This is a genomic window from Catenulispora pinisilvae (genome assembly GCF_015356865.1).
GTDB classification, from domain to species: Bacteria; Actinomycetota; Actinomycetes; order Streptomycetales; family Catenulisporaceae; genus Catenulispora; species Catenulispora pinisilvae.
This window is the reverse complement of the sequence record NZ_JAAFZA010000216.1, coordinates 1-17869: the sequence shown is the minus strand read 5'-3', so window position 1 is coordinate 17869 and position 17869 is coordinate 1. Positions and strand designations below refer to the sequence as shown.

Annotated in this window: 12 protein-coding genes; 7 read left to right on the top strand and 5 right to left on the bottom strand. The window is 69.6% G+C overall.

The features are described 5' to 3' along the window. Positions 1 to 124: 124 nt before the first annotated feature. From IZR01_RS38540 to IZR01_RS38525, 4 genes are all read left to right on the top strand, one after another. Positions 125 to 607, top strand: coding sequence for a GNAT family N-acetyltransferase (locus IZR01_RS38540; RefSeq protein WP_194897176.1), 483 nt, complete (start codon positions 125 to 127; stop codon positions 605 to 607). A gap of 179 nt (positions 608 to 786) precedes the next feature. After that, positions 787 to 1647, top strand: coding sequence for a tryptophan 2,3-dioxygenase (locus tag IZR01_RS38535; RefSeq protein WP_194897177.1), 861 nt, complete (start codon positions 787 to 789; stop codon positions 1645 to 1647). Positions 1648 to 1796: 149 nt separating this feature from the next. Next, on the top strand, positions 1797 to 6767 hold the full coding sequence (locus IZR01_RS38530; protein ID WP_194897178.1) for an NAD-glutamate dehydrogenase: 4971 nt from the start codon (positions 1797 to 1799) through the stop codon (positions 6765 to 6767). 199 nt (positions 6768 to 6966) lie between these two features. Next, positions 6967 to 7665: a hypothetical protein gene (locus IZR01_RS38525; RefSeq protein ID WP_194926737.1), complete on the top strand. Its 699-nt coding sequence runs from the start codon at positions 6967 to 6969 to the stop codon at positions 7663 to 7665. Positions 7666 to 7683: 18 nt separating this feature from the next. Here the strand turns inward: IZR01_RS38525 and IZR01_RS38520 are convergent, their stop codons facing one another. The 3 genes from IZR01_RS38520 to aroA form a co-directional block, all read right to left on the bottom strand. Then, positions 7684 to 8130, bottom strand: coding sequence for a tautomerase family protein (locus tag IZR01_RS38520; RefSeq protein ID WP_194897180.1), 447 nt, complete (start codon positions 8128 to 8130; stop codon positions 7684 to 7686). A gap of 82 nt (positions 8131 to 8212) precedes the next feature. After that, on the bottom strand, positions 8213 to 9262 hold the full coding sequence (gene rsgA, locus IZR01_RS38515) for a ribosome small subunit-dependent GTPase A (protein WP_194897181.1): 1050 nt from the start codon (positions 9260 to 9262) through the stop codon (positions 8213 to 8215). Further along, positions 9262 to 10611, bottom strand: coding sequence for a 3-phosphoshikimate 1-carboxyvinyltransferase (gene aroA, locus IZR01_RS38510; RefSeq protein ID WP_194926736.1), 1350 nt, complete (start codon positions 10609 to 10611; stop codon positions 9262 to 9264). Before aroA ends, rsgA begins: the two co-directional genes overlap by 1 nt. Before the next feature lie 137 nt (positions 10612 to 10748). Between aroA and IZR01_RS38505 the strand changes: the two genes are divergently transcribed. Both IZR01_RS38505 and IZR01_RS38500 read left to right on the top strand, forming a co-directional pair. After that, on the top strand, positions 10749 to 11510 hold the full coding sequence (locus IZR01_RS38505) for an SOS response-associated peptidase (protein WP_194926735.1): 762 nt from the start codon (positions 10749 to 10751) through the stop codon (positions 11508 to 11510). 132 nt (positions 11511 to 11642) lie between these two features. Further along, on the top strand, positions 11643 to 13226 hold the full coding sequence (locus IZR01_RS38500) for a hypothetical protein (RefSeq protein ID WP_194926734.1): 1584 nt from the start codon (positions 11643 to 11645) through the stop codon (positions 13224 to 13226). 122 nt (positions 13227 to 13348) lie between these two features. On the opposite strand, the gene IZR01_RS38495 is transcribed toward IZR01_RS38500, so the two are convergent. Both IZR01_RS38495 and IZR01_RS38490 read right to left on the bottom strand, forming a co-directional pair. Then, complete coding sequence (locus IZR01_RS38495) at positions 13349 to 14683, bottom strand: M20/M25/M40 family metallo-hydrolase (RefSeq protein WP_194897185.1); 1335 nt, start codon at positions 14681 to 14683, stop codon at positions 13349 to 13351. 91 nt (positions 14684 to 14774) lie between these two features. Then, positions 14775 to 16226 carry a hypothetical protein gene (locus IZR01_RS38490; RefSeq protein WP_194926733.1) on the bottom strand — a complete coding sequence of 484 codons (1452 nt, stop codon included), beginning with the start codon at positions 16224 to 16226 and terminating at the stop codon, positions 14775 to 14777. Positions 16227 to 16246: 20 nt separating this feature from the next. Here IZR01_RS38490 and eccB point away from each other — a divergent pair, with 20 nt between their 5' ends. Beyond that, complete coding sequence (eccB, locus tag IZR01_RS38485) at positions 16247 to 17644, top strand: type VII secretion protein EccB (protein ID WP_194926732.1); 1398 nt, start codon at positions 16247 to 16249, stop codon at positions 17642 to 17644. Positions 17645 to 17869 lie beyond the last annotated feature (225 nt).

The following is a 17869-nucleotide window of genomic DNA, read 5'->3' as shown; positions in this document are numbered from 1 at the left end:
GGGAACGGGGAACAGGGACGGGGAAACATCGGGGGGACGCGGCGCGGCTTCGCTCAAGCGGAGCCGCGCCGCCTTGCCGTCCCCCGCTAGGCTGGCGGTTCTTTATCGGGGAGGGTGCGGGGCGATGAGCGGATCCGAGGCGGCTTCGGGGCGGCGGCTGACGCCGGTGACGCCGGAGAACTTCGACGCGGCGGTGGCCGTGAAGGTCCGCGTGGACCAGGAACGCCTGGTGGCGCCGGTGATGAAGTCGCTGGCGCAGGCCTACGTCTACGGCGAGGCGGCCTGGCCCCGGCTGATCCTGGACGGCGACCGCGTCGTCGGCTTCCTGATGGCCTTCGTCGGCATCGACTGGCACGAGGACGGCGGATCGGACTTGCGCTCCGGGCTCTGGCGGCTGAACATCGCGGTCGGCGAGCAGCGCCGGGGCTACGGCCGGTTCGCGGTGGAGCAGGTCGCGACCGAGATCCGGCGGCGCGGCGGGGACCGGATGTTCGTCAGCTACCACCCCGGGCCCGGGGGCCCGGAAGTGTTCTACCAGGGCCTGGGTTTCAAGCCGACCGGCGAGTCCGCCGGGGACCAGAGCGTGGCCGTTCTCGATCTGTATTGATTTCCCAGGCCTGTACTGATCCCACGTTCGATCTGCGCTGATCCACCTCGCCTCCTGTCACCGTCGGTGGATCATCCGGGCACCCATGGCCAACGTGTACAGGCCGGTGCCGAATAGCTGCCATTCCGTCATCCCAAAGCGGGTCTGAGCCCGGCCCGGGCGGCGGTAGCCTGGCAGGCGTGACGAAAGAACCGTCAGCCGACAGCGTCGTCGGCTGTCCCGTAGGCGCCTCTCCCGACTTCGGTGACGAGACGGTCACCAGCCACCACTTCGGCGAGGAGGGGGCGAAGCTGACCTACGGCTCGTACCTCCGGCTGGAGCAGTTGCTGACCGCCCAGGTCCTGGAGTCGGATCCGCCGGCGCACGACGAACTCCTGTTCATCACCATCCACCAGGTCTACGAGCTGTGGTTCAAACAGCTCCTGCACGAGGTCGACGCCGCAACCGAAGCGATGTTCGGCGGCCGGCTGTGGTGGGCCAAGCACCTGCTCAAGAGGGTCGCGACCATCGAGGACGTGCTGATCCGCCAGATCGGCGTCCTGGAGACCATGACCCCGCAGGACTTCCTGGTCTTCCGCGAGCTGCTGTCCCCGGCCTCCGGATTCCAGTCCGCGCAGTTCCGCGAGCTGGAGTTCGCTTCCGGGGCCAAGGACCCGACCTATCTCAAGCGCTTCCGCGGTCTGACCGAGGCCGAGCAGAAGCGGCTGGCCGAACGGCTGGAAGCACCGAGTCTGTGGGACGGCTTCGTGCACGCCGTGGCCCAGGCCGGGCTGCCCGCCGACACGGAGGACGAGCTGCGCGACTCACTGGTCAAGGTGGCCCGTGACCGCGACGGCCACGGCGAGCTGTGGGAGCTGTCCGAAGCGCTGCTGGACCACGACGAGGCCGCCGCGCTGTGGCGGGCCCGGCACGTGACCATGGTGGAACGGCAGATCGGGACGAAGTCCGGCACCGGCGGCTCGACCGGCGCTCCCTACCTGCGGTCCCGCCTCGGGCTGCACTACTTCCCGCTGCTGTGGGAGCTCAGAGGTTTCCTCTAGACGGTGACTTTTCGGCGCGTCTGTCGGCTTTTTGTATATGACCCCCAGTGCGCCGGCCCAGCCCGACAACTTCACACGCGGTACCGCGAGTCCCCTTGAAAACCACTTAGTCACGCAACGGCGCGCGACAGAATAGAGTTCACACGGCCATGCAGAGCACGTATACGGGTGCGAAACTGGGCAAGCTCGATCAGGCCAAGGCCGACCTGCTGAGTCAGGCCGCCAAACCGGCCACCGACGCCGGGGGCGGCGCCTCGGCCGCGGTGCTGATGCCGGCCCGCGCCGACGGCGCCATGGAGGCCTACCTCGACGAGTACTACCGCCATGCGGCCCCCGAGGACTTGATCGGTACCGCGGCCAAGGACATCCGCTCGGCCGCGCTGTCGCACGCGGCGCTGGCCGCGTCGCGGCCGCAGGGCACGGCCAAGGTCCGGGTGCACACCCCGACCGTGGAGACCACCGGCTGGTCCAGCGGGCACACCGTGGTCGAGATCATCACCGACGACATGCCGTTCCTGGTCGACTCGGTGACCTCCGAGCTGTCCCGGCAGGACCGCGGCATCCACGTGATCATCCACCCGGTCATGCACGTCCGCCGCGACCTGGCCGGCGACCTGCTGGAGATCCTGGCCCCGGACCAGGACAAGTCCGGCCCGGAGGTCACCGAGGAGTCCTGGATCCACATCGAGATCGACCGGCTCTCGCCGCGCGAGGACGCCGAAGGTACGCGCTACTCGGAGATCGAGGCGGACCTGCAGCGGGTGCTGCGCGATGTGCGCGAGGCCGTCGAGGACTGGCCGAAGATGCGGGCCACCGCGCTGTCCCTGGCGCAGGATCTGCACCCGGCCTCGGACGAGCAGAAGCCGCCGGTGCGGACCGAGGAGTTGGCCGACGCCTCCGATCTGCTGCGCTGGCTGGCCGAGGACCACTTCGCGTTCCTGGGCTTTCGCGAATACGACCTGACGACCGACGACAGCGGCGAGGAGACCCTGCGCGCCGTCCCCGGCACCGGCCTGGGCATCCTGCGTGCCGACCAGCCGATGTCGCAGAGCTTCAGCAAGCTCGGCCCGGACGCCCGGGCCAAGGCCCGCGAGGCCCGGCTGCTGGTGCTGACCAAGGCCAACACCCGGTCCACCGTGCACCGCCCGGCCTACCTGGACTACGTCGGCGTGAAGAAGTTCGACGCCGAGGGCAACGTGGTCGGCGAGCGCCGCTTCCTGGGTCTGTTCGCCGCCCCCGCCTACACCGAGTCGGTACTGCGGATCCCCGTCGTGCAGCGCAAGGTGCGCGCGGTGCTGGCCGAGTCCGGCTTCGACCAGAACTCCTTCTCCGGCAAGGAACTGCTCCAGATCCTGGAGACCTACCCGCGCGACGAGCTGTTCCAGATCCCCACTGAGGAGCTGGCCGAGATCTCGATCGCGGTCTCGCAGCTCCAGGAGCGCCGCCGGCTGCGGCTGTTCCTGCGCAAGGAGGCTTACGGCCGGTTCTACTCGGCGCTGGTGTTCCTGCCCCGTGACCGCTACGACACCTCCACCCGCCTGGCGATGCAGGACATCCTGATGCGGGAGCTGAACGGCGCGGTCATCGACTACACGGTGCGCAACACCGAGTCGGTGCTGACCCGGCTGCACTTCGTGGTGCGGGTCGCCCCCGGCACCGCGCTGGCCGACGCGGACGCCGACGCCATCGAGACCAAGCTGGCCGCCGCCACCCGCACCTGGGACGACGACTTCTCCGAGGCCCTGCTCGGCGACTTCGGCGAGGCGCAGGCCCGCGAGCTGCGCGAGGCCTACGGCTCGGCGCTGCCGGAGTCGTACAAGGCCGAGGAGCGGCCGGAGATGGCCGTCGCCGACGTCAAGGTCCTGGAATCGCTGAAGACCTCCGGCGACAGCAGCGCGGTGCGGCTCTACGAGGAAGTCGACTCCGCCCCCGGCGATCGCCGGTTCCGCATCTACCGGGTCGGTTCCTCGGTCTCGCTGGCCGAGGTGCTTCCGGTGTTCCAGCGCATGGGCGTCGAGGTCGTCGACGAGTTCCCCTACGACCTGGAGATCGACACCGCGAACCAGCCGGATTCGCGCATCTACGACTTCGGGCTGCACTGCGACCCGGCGTCGGTGGCCGAGTTCGGCATGGACGAGGTCGCGCGCCAGCGCTTCCAGGAGGCGTTCACCGCGATCTGGACCGGCAAGGCCGAGAACGACCGCTTCAACACCCTGGTGCCGATGGCCGGTCTGACCTGGCGGCAGGTGGTGGTCCTGCGGGCCTACGTGAAGTACCTGCGCCAGGGCGGCATGACCTCCAGCCAGGAGCTGGTGGAGACCGTGGTGGCGAACAACCGCCGGGTCGCCCGCCTGCTGGTGAAGCTGTTCGAGGCGAAGTTCTCCCCGGCGTACTCGCACGAGACGCCCGAGCTGTGGGAGAGCATCGTCGAGGAGATCGAGGGCGCGCTGGACAACGTCCAGTCCCTGGACGAGGACCGCATCCTGCGCTCGCTGCTGAAGGTCATCCAGGCCACGCTGCGGACCAACTACTTCCAGGCCGACGCCAACGGTGACCCCAAGTCGTACGTGTCCTTCAAGCTGGACCCGCACCTGGTCCCGGACCTGCCGGCGCCGCTGCCCAAGTTCGAGATCTGGGTCTACTCCCCGCAGGTCGAGGGTGTGCACCTGCGCTTCGGCAAGGTGGCGCGCGGCGGCCTGCGCTGGTCCGACCGCCGCGAGGACTTCCGCACCGAGGTCCTGGGCCTGGTCAAGGCGCAGATGGTGAAGAACTCGGTGATCGTGCCGGTCGGTTCCAAGGGCGGGTTCTACGCCAAGAACCTGCCGGACCCCTCGGTGGACCGGGACGCCTGGCTGGCCGAGGGCGTGTCCAGCTACAAGACCTTCATCAGCGGTCTGCTGGACATCACCGACAACCTGGTCTCCGGCGAGGTGGTGCCGCCGGCGAACGTGGTGCGGCACGACGGCGACGACACCTACCTGGTGGTGGCCGCAGACAAGGGCACCGCGACGTTCTCCGACATCGCCAACGGCCTGGCCATCGACTACGGGTTCTGGCTCGGCGACGCCTTCGCCTCCGGCGGCTCGGTCGGCTACGACCACAAGGGCATGGGCATCACGGCGCGCGGCGCGTGGGAGTCGGTGAAGCGGCACTTCCGCGAGCTCGGCGTGGACTCCCAGAGCGAGGAGTTCACCGCGGTCGGCGTCGGCGACATGTCCGGCGACGTGTTCGGCAACGGCATGCTGCTGTCCGAGCACATCCGGCTGATCGCGGCCTTCGACCACCGGCACATCTTCCTGGACCCGGAGCCGGACGCGGCGACCTCCTTCGCCGAGCGCAAGCGGATGTTCAACCTGCCGCGCTCGTCCTGGGCCGACTACGACACCACCAAGATCAGCGCCGGTGGCGGCGTCTTCCCGCGCAGTGCCAAGTCGATCCCGATCTCCGCGCCGGTGCGCCAGGCCCTGGGCCTGGACGCCTCGGTGCTGCGGCTGCCCCCGAACGAGCTGCTGAACGCCATCTTGAAGGCGCCGGTCGACCTGTTCTGGAACGGCGGCATCGGCACCTACGTCAAGGCCTCCTCGCAGAGCCACGCCGAGGTCGGCGACAAGGCCAACGACGGCATCCGGATCGACGGCTCCGAGCTGCGGGCCCGGGTCGTCGGCGAAGGCGGCAACCTGGGCTTCACCCAGCTCGGCCGGATCGAGTACGCGGCCTCCGGCGGCCCCGGCGACGTCGGCGGCAAGATCAACACCGACGCCATCGACAACTCGGCCGGGGTGGACACCTCCGACCACGAGGTGAACATCAAGATCCTGCTGGACCAGGCGGTGCACGCCGGCGACCTGACGGTCAAGCAGCGCAACAAGATCCTGGCCGAGCAGACCGACGAGGTCGCGCGGCTGGTCCTGCGGGACAACATCGACCAGAACATCGCGCTGTCCAACGCCCAGTGGCAGGCCCCGGAGCTGATCGACGCGCACGGCCGGCTGATGCGCCGGCTGGTCAAGGACGGCCTGCTGGACCGCGGGCTGGAGTTCCTGCCGAACGACAAGGTGCTGGCCGAGCGCCGGGCCGCGGGCCGCGGGCTGACCCAGCCGGAGCTGTCGGTGCTGCTGGCGTACGTGAAGATCGTGCTGTCCGACGAGCTGTTCGCCTCCGGGCTGCCGGACGACCCGTACTACGTCCAGCGCCTGGCGAACTACTTCCCGACGCCGATGCGCGAGACGTACCGGGGCCTGATGGACTCCCACCCGCTGCGCCGCGAGATCATCACCACCCAGGTGGTGAACGACCTGGTGAACGCCGCCGGCATCACCTTCGCCTTCCGGATGCGGGAGGAGTCGGGGGCCTCGGCCGAGCAGATCGCGCGCGCCTATAGCGCCGCGAACGAGGTCTTCGACATGGGCGGTTTCCTGACCGCCATCGAGGACCTGGACAACAAGGTCTCGGCCGCGGTCCAGACCGCGATGCGGATGGAGATCCGCCGGCTCACCCAGCGCGCCTCCCGCTGGTTCCTCCAGAACCGCCGGCACCCGCTGGACATCCCGGCACAGATCGAGCAGTTGCGCGAGGGCGTGCGGGACATCGCCGCGCACCTTCCCAAGCTGCTCAAGGGCCCGCACCTGACCCGCTACTCCGAGCAGCGCGAGGACCTGATCATCGCCGGCGTCCCCGGCGAGCTGGCCTCGGCGGTGGCCGGCATGCCGTCGATCTTCGGCGCGCTGGACATCGTGGAGACTGCCAGGGCCACCGGCAAGCCGGTCCTGGACGTCGCCGACGTCTACTTCGACCTGGCCGACCGGATGGGGATCGCGCAGATCCAGCAGAAGATCGTCGAGCTCCCGCGCGCCGACCGCTGGCAGACCATGGCCCGGGCGGCGCTGCGCGACGAGCTCTACGCCTCGCACGCCGGCCTGACCGCCGCCCTGCTGGCCTCCGGCGCCGAGGACGACACCCCGGAGCAGCGCTACGAGGCCTGGCTGGACAAGGACCGCGCGGCGGTGCAGCGCTCGCGCGCGGTGCTGGACGAGATCATGGCCTCCGGGACGTATGACCTGGGGACATTGTCGGTCGCGATGCGGACTATCAGCGCCATACTGCGGGCGACGTCGATGTAGCGGCGTTTTGCTCACCGGGCGGCCGGACACGCGGGAGCGTGCCGGCCGTTCGGCTGTTTACGGATTCCCGCCAAGCTCCTCGCGCCAGAGGTGTCTGGCGGTAGAGTCCTGATCGAACGACGCAGACCGGGGGGATGCGATGCTCGACCAGGTCTTCGGGACCTACTTTCACCAGACCTGCCAAACCTGCCAGAGCCACATGAGCGGGGCGTCCGTCGCGGGGTGGGCGATGGCCGTCGCCGGCATGATCGTGCTGCTGGGCGGGATATTCATGCAGCTGTCGGCGCGGTGGCTCACGGATCCGGCGCCGTCTACGGCGCAGAGTCAGTCCTTGCCGGTCATGGACACGGTTCAGCGCGAGGACCTGGAACGCCGGGCTGCGCAAGCTCCTCCGGCCGGTTCGGGGACGCCGCAGGGGCAGGGTGCGAGCAGGGCGCTGATAATGATCGGCGGCGGGGTCGCCATTTTCGGTCTGATCTTCGCCGCCACAGTCGGCGCCGGCTCCGACGCCGCCGATAGCCAGCTGCGTTCTGCGGCGGCCAAGCTGGTGTCGGACTCTCTCAACGGGTCGGCGGCCTGCCAAGATCCCACCGGCGGCGGATCCGGGCTCTTCCCGTCGTATCTGCTTTCGAATCCGTATGGGTCGGACCCGCAATGCGATCCTTCGCCGCGGTCCTATGCCTACCAGGCGTCCGACGTTCCCGGGGTGCCGATCACCATCCAGTACGTGTACTCCACGTCTTTCACCACGGACGGCGAAGTCACCGTTCATGACACGACTGACAATCACTCGGTGTGTGTCACGGTCCCCGACTACGACGCGTCGGACGACCCGAGCGCCTACATCACCTCCGGTGCCTGCCACGACGCGCCGGTCACCGACAACCTCACGCCATAGGGCGACGTCCCGCTCGGATCAGCCGGCTTCGGGCCGGCCGGCCGCGGCGACCTGTCCCATCGCCCACTCGACGAGCTGCGCGCCGGTCCTTCCGGCCAGACCCCAGCCGCCGTCAGCGGTCTCCCCGATGAGGACGAAGGTGCGCTCGACCTGAGCCGGATCGCCCACCACCCGCGCGACGATCTGCGTGGCCTCCTCGATCAGCCCGGCGCGGGCCTCGGGGGTCAGTCGGCCGTACGGTGCCAGGACGCTGATCCGCACGGCGCCAGTCGCGATCGATCCGTCGCCGGCCACGACGGCCGAGGCCGGGTGCCGGTGGAAGAAGACCCATGACTTCGAGAGCAGGAACGGCGAGGGCTCCAGGCCTTCGGCCCGGAGCGCGGCCGCCGCCAGGTCCGCTGCGAGGATCCCTTCGTCCTGCTGGTTGAACAGGTTCGCGTCTGCGTGCACGTCGATCGATGGCATGACCTTCGGCAACGACCGATCCGCCGCCTGCATTCCACCGCCTACAGGTGGTCCGGCGGTCTCCGACCGCGAGCGACTCGCCTCAGCCCTCGACGACGACCGCCGCAGGCTCCCCGCCGAGCCGCGCGTCCAGCAGCCGCCGCAGGGAGTTCAGCCGGGCCGCGCCGGCGTGCCCCTCGGCGACCCACGCGTCGAGCGCGCACTCCGGCGCCAGCGAGTCGTGCTGGCAGCCGCGCGGGCAGTTCTCCGTGCCCTCGGCCAGATCCGGGAAGTGGTCGATCAGCCGGTTGACGTCCACGTGCGCCAGCCCGAACGAGCGCACGCCGGGCGTGTCGATCACCCAGCCGCCGGCCTTGCCGGGCAGCTCCAGGGCCAGCGCCGAGGACGAGGTGTGCCGGCCGCGTCCGGTCACCGCGTTCACCCGGCCGATCGCCCGGAACGCCGTCGGCACCAGCTTGTTGAAGATCGTCGACTTCCCCACTCCCGAGGAGCCGACCAGCACCGAGGTCCGGCCGGCCAACCGCGCCGCGAGATCCTTCGCCCCCGAGGCGTTCGCCGAGACCACTATCGGGATGTCCAGCGGCCGGTACATCTCCAGGACCGCGTCCTCTTCCCACGCTATGACCAGGTCCGCCTTGGTCAGGCAGAGCAGCGGCGCCATCCCGGCGTCGTAGGCGGCGACCAGGCAGCGGTCGATCATCCGGGGCTGCGGCTCGGGGTCGGTGAAGGAGGCGACGATCACCAGCTGGTCGGCGTTGGCCACCAGCACCCGCTCCACCGGGTCGGTGTCGTCGGCGGTGCGCCGCAGCACGGTCCGCCGCTCCTCGACCCGCACGATCCGGGCCAGCGAGTCCGGCGACCCGGACAGATCCCCGACCAGGCCCACCCGGTCGCCGACCACTATCCGCTGCCGTCCCAGCTCGCGCGCGGTCATCGCAACCACGCTGCGGGTCTTCTTCTTGTCCGGGACCAGGCAGGTGTAGCGGCCGCGGTCGACGGTGACCACCATGCCGGTCGCCGCGTCCTCGTGCGCGGGCCGGCTCTTGGTCCTCGGCCGGCTGCCCTTCGGGTTCGCGCGAACCCGGACATCGCTCTCGTCGTAACTGTCGAGCTTCCGGCCGGCGCCCGACATCAGCTGCGCGCTCCGGTCGGGGCGGGGGCTTCGTGGTCGTCGGCGGCCAGCATCGCCGCCCACATCGCCGGGAAGTCCGGGAGGGTCTTGCCGGTGGTGGCGATGTCCTCGACCTCGACGCCGGGCACGGCCAGGCCCAGCAGCGCGCCGGCGGTGGCCAGCCGGTGGTCGGCGTAGGTGCCGAAGACGCCGCCGTGCAGCGGCACCGGGCGGATCAGCAGCCCGTCCGGCTCCTCGACGATGTCGCCGCCGAGCCCGTTGATCTCCCGGGCCAGCGCGGCCAGCCGGTCGGTCTCGTGCCCGCGCAGGTGGCCGATGCCGGTGAACCGGGACGGAGAGTCGGCCAGCGCCGCGATCGCGGCCAGGATCGGCGTCAGCTCGCCGACGTCGTGCAGGTCGGCCTCCATGCCGTGCACGCCGGCCCCGCCGGAGACGGTCAGCCCCGCTGTCGTGAGTTCCACACGGGCACCCATCTCCCGCAACAGGTGCCGCAAAGCGTCCCCGGCCTGGGTGGTCCGGGCCGGCCAGTCGGCGACCGTCACGGTCCCGCCGGTGACCAGGGCCGCGGCCAGGAACGGAGCGGAGTTGGACAGGTCCGGCTCGATGCTCCACTCGCGGCCGCGCAGGACCGAAGGGGTGAGGACCCAGCGCCCCGGCTCGGTGGCGTCCACGGTGCCGCCGGCCGCCCGGACGAACTCCACGGTCATGTCGATGTGCGGCTGCGAGGGGATCGGACCGCCGACGTGGCGCACCTCGACCCCGCGCTCGTACCGGGAGCCGGCCAGCAGCAGCGCCGAGATGAACTGCGAGGAGGCGGTGGCGTCCAGCTCGACCAGCCCGCCGGGCACCGAGCCGGTGCCCTCGACCAGGAAGGGGAAGGTGCCGCGGTCGCCGTCGTCGATCCGCACGCCGAGGTCGCGCAGCGACTGCAACAGCGTGCCCATGGGGCGCGAGCGCGCGTAGGGATCGCCGTCGAAGTACACCGGCCCGTCGGCCAGCGCCGCGACCGGCGGCAGGAAGCGCATCACGGTGCCGGCCAGGCCGACGTCCACCTTCGCGACGTCGCCCACGTCGCCGCCGCGCAGCCGCTCCGGCGGGGTGATCCGCCACACCGGCGCCTCGAGCTCGGCCCCGGCCTCGATCCCGACACCGAGCGCGCGCAGCCCGCCGACCATCAGCACCGAGTCCCGGGCCCGCAGCCCGCCGGTGATGGTCGAGGGCGAATCGGCCAGCGCGGCCAGCAGCAACGCCCGGTTGGTCGCCGACTTCGAGCCCGGGACCCGCACGTTCGCCGCGACGGGACGGCTGGCGGGCGGCGCGGACCACAGGGTCTTCTCGGCGGAGGTCATGGGTCAAGGCTAGTCGGTACGGCCGATCACCGCTGGCGGTGTCGGATGCCGGTTCCCCTGCGTGCGGGCCCCGTTTGCCGCCCCGTTTCCGCCCGGACAGGAGGTTTCTGTGGGCGTCCCGTGATTAGCTCGGTGGCATGTGTGGACGCTACGTGCTCCGAACCGACCCCTCGCAGCTGGCCGACCAGCTCGGCATCGCGCAGCCGGAGATGTTCGAGCAGGTCGCCGAGGCTTTCGAACCGAACTACAACGTGGCACCGACGGACCCGGTCGTGGCCGCGATCGAGCGGCGTCCGCGGGACGCCGGGCCCGGTGCCGAGGCGGTGCGCAAGCTCCGGGAGGTCCGTTGGGGCCTGGTGCCGTCCTGGGCCAAGGACCGCAAGATCGGGCAGAAGATGTTCAACGCCCGCATCGAGACCATCACCGAGAAGGCCTCCTTCAATCGTGCCTTCATGAAGCGCCGCTGCATCCTTCCGGCGGACGGTTACTACGAGTGGTACAAGCCGGCCAGCCCGAAGCCCGTCAAGCAGCCGTTCTTCATCCACGACGGCTCCGGCGACGCCTTGGCCTTCGCCGGGCTCTACGAGCTCTGGCGTGACCCGGAGATCGAGGACAAGGAGGACCCGGCGGCCTGGCTCTGGTCGGCGACGATCCTCACCACCGCCTCGGTCGGCGGCCTGCACCACATCCACGACCGGATGCCGGTCATCGTGCCGCGGGCGCACTTCGACGCGTGGCTGGACCCCGACTACGGCTCCGGCGACGGCGACGCCGACGCCCTGCTCGGTCTTCTGGATCCCGGTCGCGACCCGCACCTGGACACCTATCCGGTCTCACCGGCGGTGAACTCTGTGCGGAACAACGGACCGGAACTGGTGGTGCCGCTGGAAGCTGAGTAAGAGCTTTGTGCTCGCCGCGCTGGTGGTGTTGAGGGAGCGGTCCACGGTGGCGAAACAGGGGGCTGGCATGCTCTAGGATCGGCGGGTCTTCATCCAGCCCCTGCCTCAATAGCCTCACTCTCCGGGGGGACCGTGAGTACGCCCACCATGTCCCGCGGCGCGCGTGCTATGGCCGCCAAGCGCGACGAACGACGCGCTCTGGCCGACGCGCATCTGCACCTCGACGACGTCGAGAAATGGTTCATCAAACGCGGACTTCCGCATTTCATCGAGAACTACAAGGCGACCGAGGACGTCTTCAACCGCGCGTTACCGCTGTTCGTGGTGCTCGTCGTCGTCCAGATGGGCCTGGAGCTCACCAGTAAGACGGTGACCTGGAAGGACCGGCTGATCGGCGGGGCCATCGGGTTCGCCGCGATCGTGGTGGTGATCCTGGTCGCCAACCTGATCCGGCAGCCTCAGCGCTGGTACCGCTGGCCACGCAAGATCGGGCCGGCCGAGATCACGCTGCTGGTGCTCCTCGGGCCGGTGGTCGGCAAGCTCTCCGGGGCCGGCTGGGGCGCGGTGGTCGCCGACTTCGTCGCCAACATCCTGGTGCTGGCGTTGGTGTATCTGCTGGTCGCCTACGCGATCCTGCCGGTGCTCAAATGGGCCCTGAAGCATTCCTTCGAAGAGCTCGGGAACCTGGGCAACCTGGCGAGCAAGGCGCTGCCGATGCTCGCGTTGTTCGGGACCTTCCTGTTCCTCAACGTGGACATGTGGCACATCGCCTCGTCCTTCGACAAGCGCAGCCAGCTCTGGTACACCACGCTGTTCTTCGCCGCGATCACCTTCCTGTTCCTGATGGTGCGGCTGCCCGGCGAGGTCAAGAACCTGCAGGGCGAGTACTACCTGGAGGCGGTGGTCGCCGCTTCCGCCGACACCCCGCTGCACGAGCACGTGGGCGAACTCGACGACGTGCTGCCGCAGCTGCGGACCGACCGGCGGCAACAGGTCAACATGCTGTTCGTGCTGGCCTTCACGCAGGTCATCCAAATCTTGTTGCTGTCGGTCGTGGTGTTCGTCTACTTCGTCTCGCTGGGCAAGCTCGCGGTGACCGACGGACAGATCGCGGACTGGCTGAAGTCGCCGGAGTGTGTCGGCATCACCTCGTCCAAGCTCTCCGGCCTCAAGCCGGCCGCCGTCGCCCAGGCGTGCCACTTCAGCACCGAGGAGCAGGGCGAGACCTGGCTGAAGATCATCCAGCCCGGCCGGCTCTTCGGCTTCCCGGCGCGGATCCCGGGCACCGACATCTTCTTCTCCGAGCCGCTGCTACGCACCGCGATCCTGCTGACCACCTTCTCCGCGTTCTTCTTCGCGGTCTCGGCGGTCACCGACGAGGCCTACCGCAAGGACTTCTTCGAGTCGATCACCGGTCGGCTGGCCAAGTGCCTCACGATCCGTTGCGGCTACGTGAACCTCTACGAGAAGGCCACCCGGCACGCGCTGAACGAGACCGGCGTGGATCCGAAGGCGATGGACGAGGACCACCGCCGCACGGTCCAGGTCCCGTCGATGGTCGCCGATCCGAACACGCGGACCCCGCAGCTCAGTTCCTTCCAACCCAGCGGCGGCTATCCCGCGTCGCTGTCCGGTCAGAAGCAGATTCCCGAGCAGTCGGCCCACGAACCGATGCCGGAGGATCCGTTGAAGCGGTGGCCGCAGCAGAGCAGCTGATGACTGGCAAACCGCACGAAGGCCCGGCCCCCGATCGCTTCCGGGGCCGGGCCTTCGCAATGTTCAATGTTTCACGGGAATCAGGCCTCGACTATCAGGCCGTTTGGATCAGGATGTGGGCATCATGCCGCGGTGAGGAACCGGTCCAGCACCTTGCAGCCGAACTCCAGCGCGTCCAACGGCACCCGCTCGTCCACACCGTGGAACATCGCCGCGAAGTCCAGGCTCGGGTCCAGCCTCAGCGGTACGAAGCCGTAGCCGCGGATCAGCCCGCGTCCCATGTCCATCACGCCGAACGTCTTGTTGTCGGTACCGGCCGACAGGCAGTAGGGGACTATCCGCGCCGCCGGGTCCTCGGCCTGGAGCGAGGCCATCATCTTCTCCACCAGCGGCACCTCGAACGGTGCCTCCAGCGCGATGTCGTAGTGCGAGAACTCGCGGGTGACATCCGGGCCGAGGAGCTTGTCGATCTCGGTGAAGTACTCCTGCTCCAGCCCCGGCAGGAACCGGCCGTCGATCTCGGCGGAGGCCCGCTCCGGGATCACGTTGACCTTGTACCCGGCCTCCAGCTTGGTCGGGTTCGCGGTGTGCTGGAGGGTGGCTCCGATGAACCGGGCCAGCGGGCCGATCTTGGCCACCGCGGCCCGGGCCGAGGCCGGGTCCTTCGGGTCGAAATCGACCCCCAGCGCCTCGGTGACCTCGGTCAGGAACCTGGTCACGGTCGGGGTCAGGGTCACCGGCCACTCGTGCCGGCCGATCCGCGCCACCGCCTCGGCCAGCGCGGTGACCGCGTTGTCGTCGTTGATCATCGAGCCGTGTCCGGCCTGGCCGCGGGCCTGTAGGCGCATCCAGGCCAGGCCTTTCTGCGCGGTCTCGATGAGGTAGAAGCGCAGGTCCGGCGAGACCTCGTAGGAGTAGCCGCCGACCTCGCTGACCGCCTCGGAGACGCCGTCGAACAGGTCCGGGTGCTGCTTGGCCAGGAACTTGGCGCCGTAGTTGCCGCCGGCCTCCTCGTCGGCCAGGAATGCCAGAACGATGTCGCGGCGCGGCTTGCGGCCCTCGCGCAGCATCCGGCGCGTGACCGCGAGCATCATCGCGTCCATGTCCTTCATGTCGACGGCGCCGCGGCCCCAGACGCAGCCGCCCCGTACCTCGGCCCCGAAGGGGTCGGCGGTCCAGTCGGCGGGGTCGGCCGGCACCACGTCCAGGTGGCCGTGCAGCAGCAGCGCGTCGGCGCTCGGGTCGGAGCCCTCGATCCGGGCCACCACGCTGGCCCGGCCCGGCTCCGACTCGAAGATCTGGGGTTCCAGCCCGGCCTCGGCGAGCTTGTCGGCCACATACTCGGCCGCCGGGCGCTCGGGCTTGATCGGGTTCGACGTGTCGATCCGGATGAGGTCGCGCAGGAAGCCGACGACCTCGCCGTAGGGGACTTCTTCGGAGTCCGGGGTGCTCGTCATGCTCCAACCCTACGCTGTTCGATCTTTGCCCGGGTCGGGACGGAAACGGCTGTTGTGAACTAGCCCACCGCTGTTGTGAACTACCCCTCGCCTACCGCAGGGGTTCGCCGAGGAAGGCTTGCTCCCACCTTGTCTGTGCCAGTTCGCAATAGCGCATACTCCGCTTCCGAGAACGCCACAGGACCATCGATTCGGGCAGGTCCGGCAGCGCGGTGGTGTCCTTGTCGGACAGCCCCAGCAGGTGGCGCGCCATCGCCGCTTCCTCGCGAGGCATCCGTTGCATGCCGACCAGATCCGCGTCGCGGAGGTAACCGGCGGTGCGCGGATCGAAGTAGGGGAGCAGGGTGACGATCGTCGTCCACGGTCCGCGCGGCACCGACGCGAACGGCGGCCGGGCGCCGCAGTCACGGACCACGAGCAGCGGTGCGACCATGCTCGGCGCGGGCCAGCCGGGATTGCCGACCGGACGTCCCACTGGTTGTACGGTCAGGTGTTCTTGGCCTAGACCCGAGTGCAATAGGACAGGGTCCCATTCGTCCTTACGCGCGGTCTCTACAATCACTCGGGCACCGATCGCGGCACACCTCAGCACCAGGGTCTCGGCGAGATACCTGCCGCCGACGACTGCGGCGTTCAACGTCATGCGACGGAACAGGCCGAGCGTCACGGGACGGTGTGCCGGGTCCACGCCGATCAGCACGCCGCCCGGTGCCGCGCTCACTCCTTCGGCGTCGAGGAAGTCGCGGGTCTCCGCCATTTCGCTGCGGTATCCGGGCCGGTAGTCGCTGTCCGCGAGGGTGAGCGTGTGGTAGCCGGCGGGGGAGAGCTTGGCGGACGCGGCCCGGGCCGCCTTGTCGAGCGTCCGCTGCGCACCGGTCATCCCGCCGCCACGGGCCAGGATCGGTCCGGCGGCGCGGGCGGCCCGCGCCTGACGGCGGCTGCCCGGCAGTTCCAGGCGCAGTGCCAGCCAGGTGAGGCGGGCGGCCGGGATCGGCTCGGTGCCGAGGCGGCGGGCGAGGTCGTGGTTCAGGGTTTGGTATGAGGCGCTCGCCTCGGCTTGGGCGTGTGCGTGCGCCTGTGCGCGTGCCTGTGGGTGCGCGAGCGCGAGCGCGTGTTCCGCGAGTGCTGCGCCGGTCGGCTGGCTGTGGCCGGTCGGCTGGATGTGCTGGACGAGTCGGATATCGGCCAGGCCGAGCAGCGGATCGGCGCGCAAGTCGGTCAAAAGGCGCGGCGGGATCGGGGTCGGCGGGTCGGGCGAGGGCAGGATGGCGTCCAGCGGCTCGATCTCCAGCACCGCGCTGATGTGATCGGGGATGAGCTTCCTTGAGGTTTTGTTCTTGGCTTTATTCGAGCCTTTATCCGGACTTTGATCTTCGCGGTCGACGGCGTGGTCCCGACCGCGTCCGGGCATCACCGCAGCTGCCCCGCTGATCGTCGCTTCCGGCTGCTCACGGCGGGCCCGCAGCCGCCACGCGACGGCCGGACCACTCGTGGCGGTGACTTCGGCCGCCGACGCCAGACCCATCCCCGCGAAGGCTCGCATGACGATATATCGTACGGGGAATGGCGACGCGAAAGGAGCAGCTGACCGCGGCCGAGTTCTCGCGGCGCCGGGTCCTCGGGGCGGTGTTGCGGCCGAGCGCGGGCGGAGTCGGCGAGGGGGTGCCGCGGCCGTTCCGGACGTTGTTCGTCGCCGCGATCGTGGTCGTGATCGCCCTCGGCGCGGCCGTGGTGGTCGGCTACCTGCATCCCACGCCGAAGAACACGTGGCAGAAGGATCTCATCGCCGACGGCACCGGGACCCAGTACGTGATGCTCGACGGCCGCCTGCACCCGATCCTGAACACGACCTCGGCCCAACTGATGCTCGGCCCGACCCCCATAGTGGCGCAGCCCAAGCCATCGCAGCTGGCGCCGTACCTGAAGCGCGTCGGCGCCGCAGTGGGCCTGTCCAAGATCCCGGGCGCTGTACCACCCGCCGCAAGCCTGGACCTGAAGGACTGGACGGCCTGCGTGACCCCGACCGGTAAAACAGCGGTCGAGGTCGGCTTCGCGGTCGGCGGCCCCTCGGACCCCGGAGCGCTCTCGGGCCCCGATGCCCTCCTGGTCCAGGACGACAGCGGCCAACAGTGGGTAGTCGAAGACGGCCTGAAGTACCGGGTCGGCGACCGAGCCTCGGTAACGGCCGCCTTCGGCATCGGCGCACTGAAAGCCCGCCACGTTCCGGCCACCTGGCTCGGCGGCCTCTCCGCCGGCGACGTCCTCGGCGTACCAACCATCTCCGGCCGCTACGGCGGCCCGGACCCACGCCCCGCCCCCGCCGGCTTCAACCGCATCGGCATGTTCGGCCGAACCCTGGGCCCCGGTGGCACAGTCGCCGACTACTACCTGGTGACCGGCGACGGAATAGCGGCAGTAACGCCGACGATGTACGACCTCTACCGCCGCGACCCGCGACTGAGTGAGTACCGGTTCACGGAGACGACACTGCCACCGGGCAAACTGACCCCGGACATGATGGTGACGATGGCCGCCTCACAAACCCTGTCCTGGCCAACCCAGCCACCACACTTCTCCACAGCCACCCAGAACCCCGACTCCTCGGCCCCGGTCCTGTGCGCAACCTTCTCCGGCGTCTTCGACCAGCAGGGACGCGCCCACACAGAGGTGGCACTCCGCCCATCACTACCGCAACCCCTGGCCCCAGACGCCGGCAACGTGGCAGTCCGCCCCGGCCACGGAACCATCGTCCGCGAATCCGGCAGCGACCCCGCAACCGCACCGGACTACCTGGTCACCGACAACGGCCTACGCTACGAACTCGTCGGCTCGGCGGCACTGCGGTTGGGCTACGACGGGATCGCTTCTTGTGAGGTGCCGTCGGAGTGGTTGCACGTGGTGCCACTGGGGCCGGCTTTGGACCCTAGTAAGGCTGAGATGCCTGCTGAGCCTGCGTCCTGACTGGGCCTGCGTCCTGACTGGGCTTTCTCGCCGCGCCGGTTGGGTGGCCATCCTCTTCTTGCTAACTGGATGGCTTTCGCCGGTGCTCTAGTCCGCCCGCTGCCCCGTGTGACTGTCTTCGCGCGCGTCTAAATCCGCCTCGTCTTCAGCCCACTGAACTTCCGGTGCCAAAGCTGTCTGCACCAACACTGCCCCACCCCGCCGCCGCACCAACTGCCCTGGCTC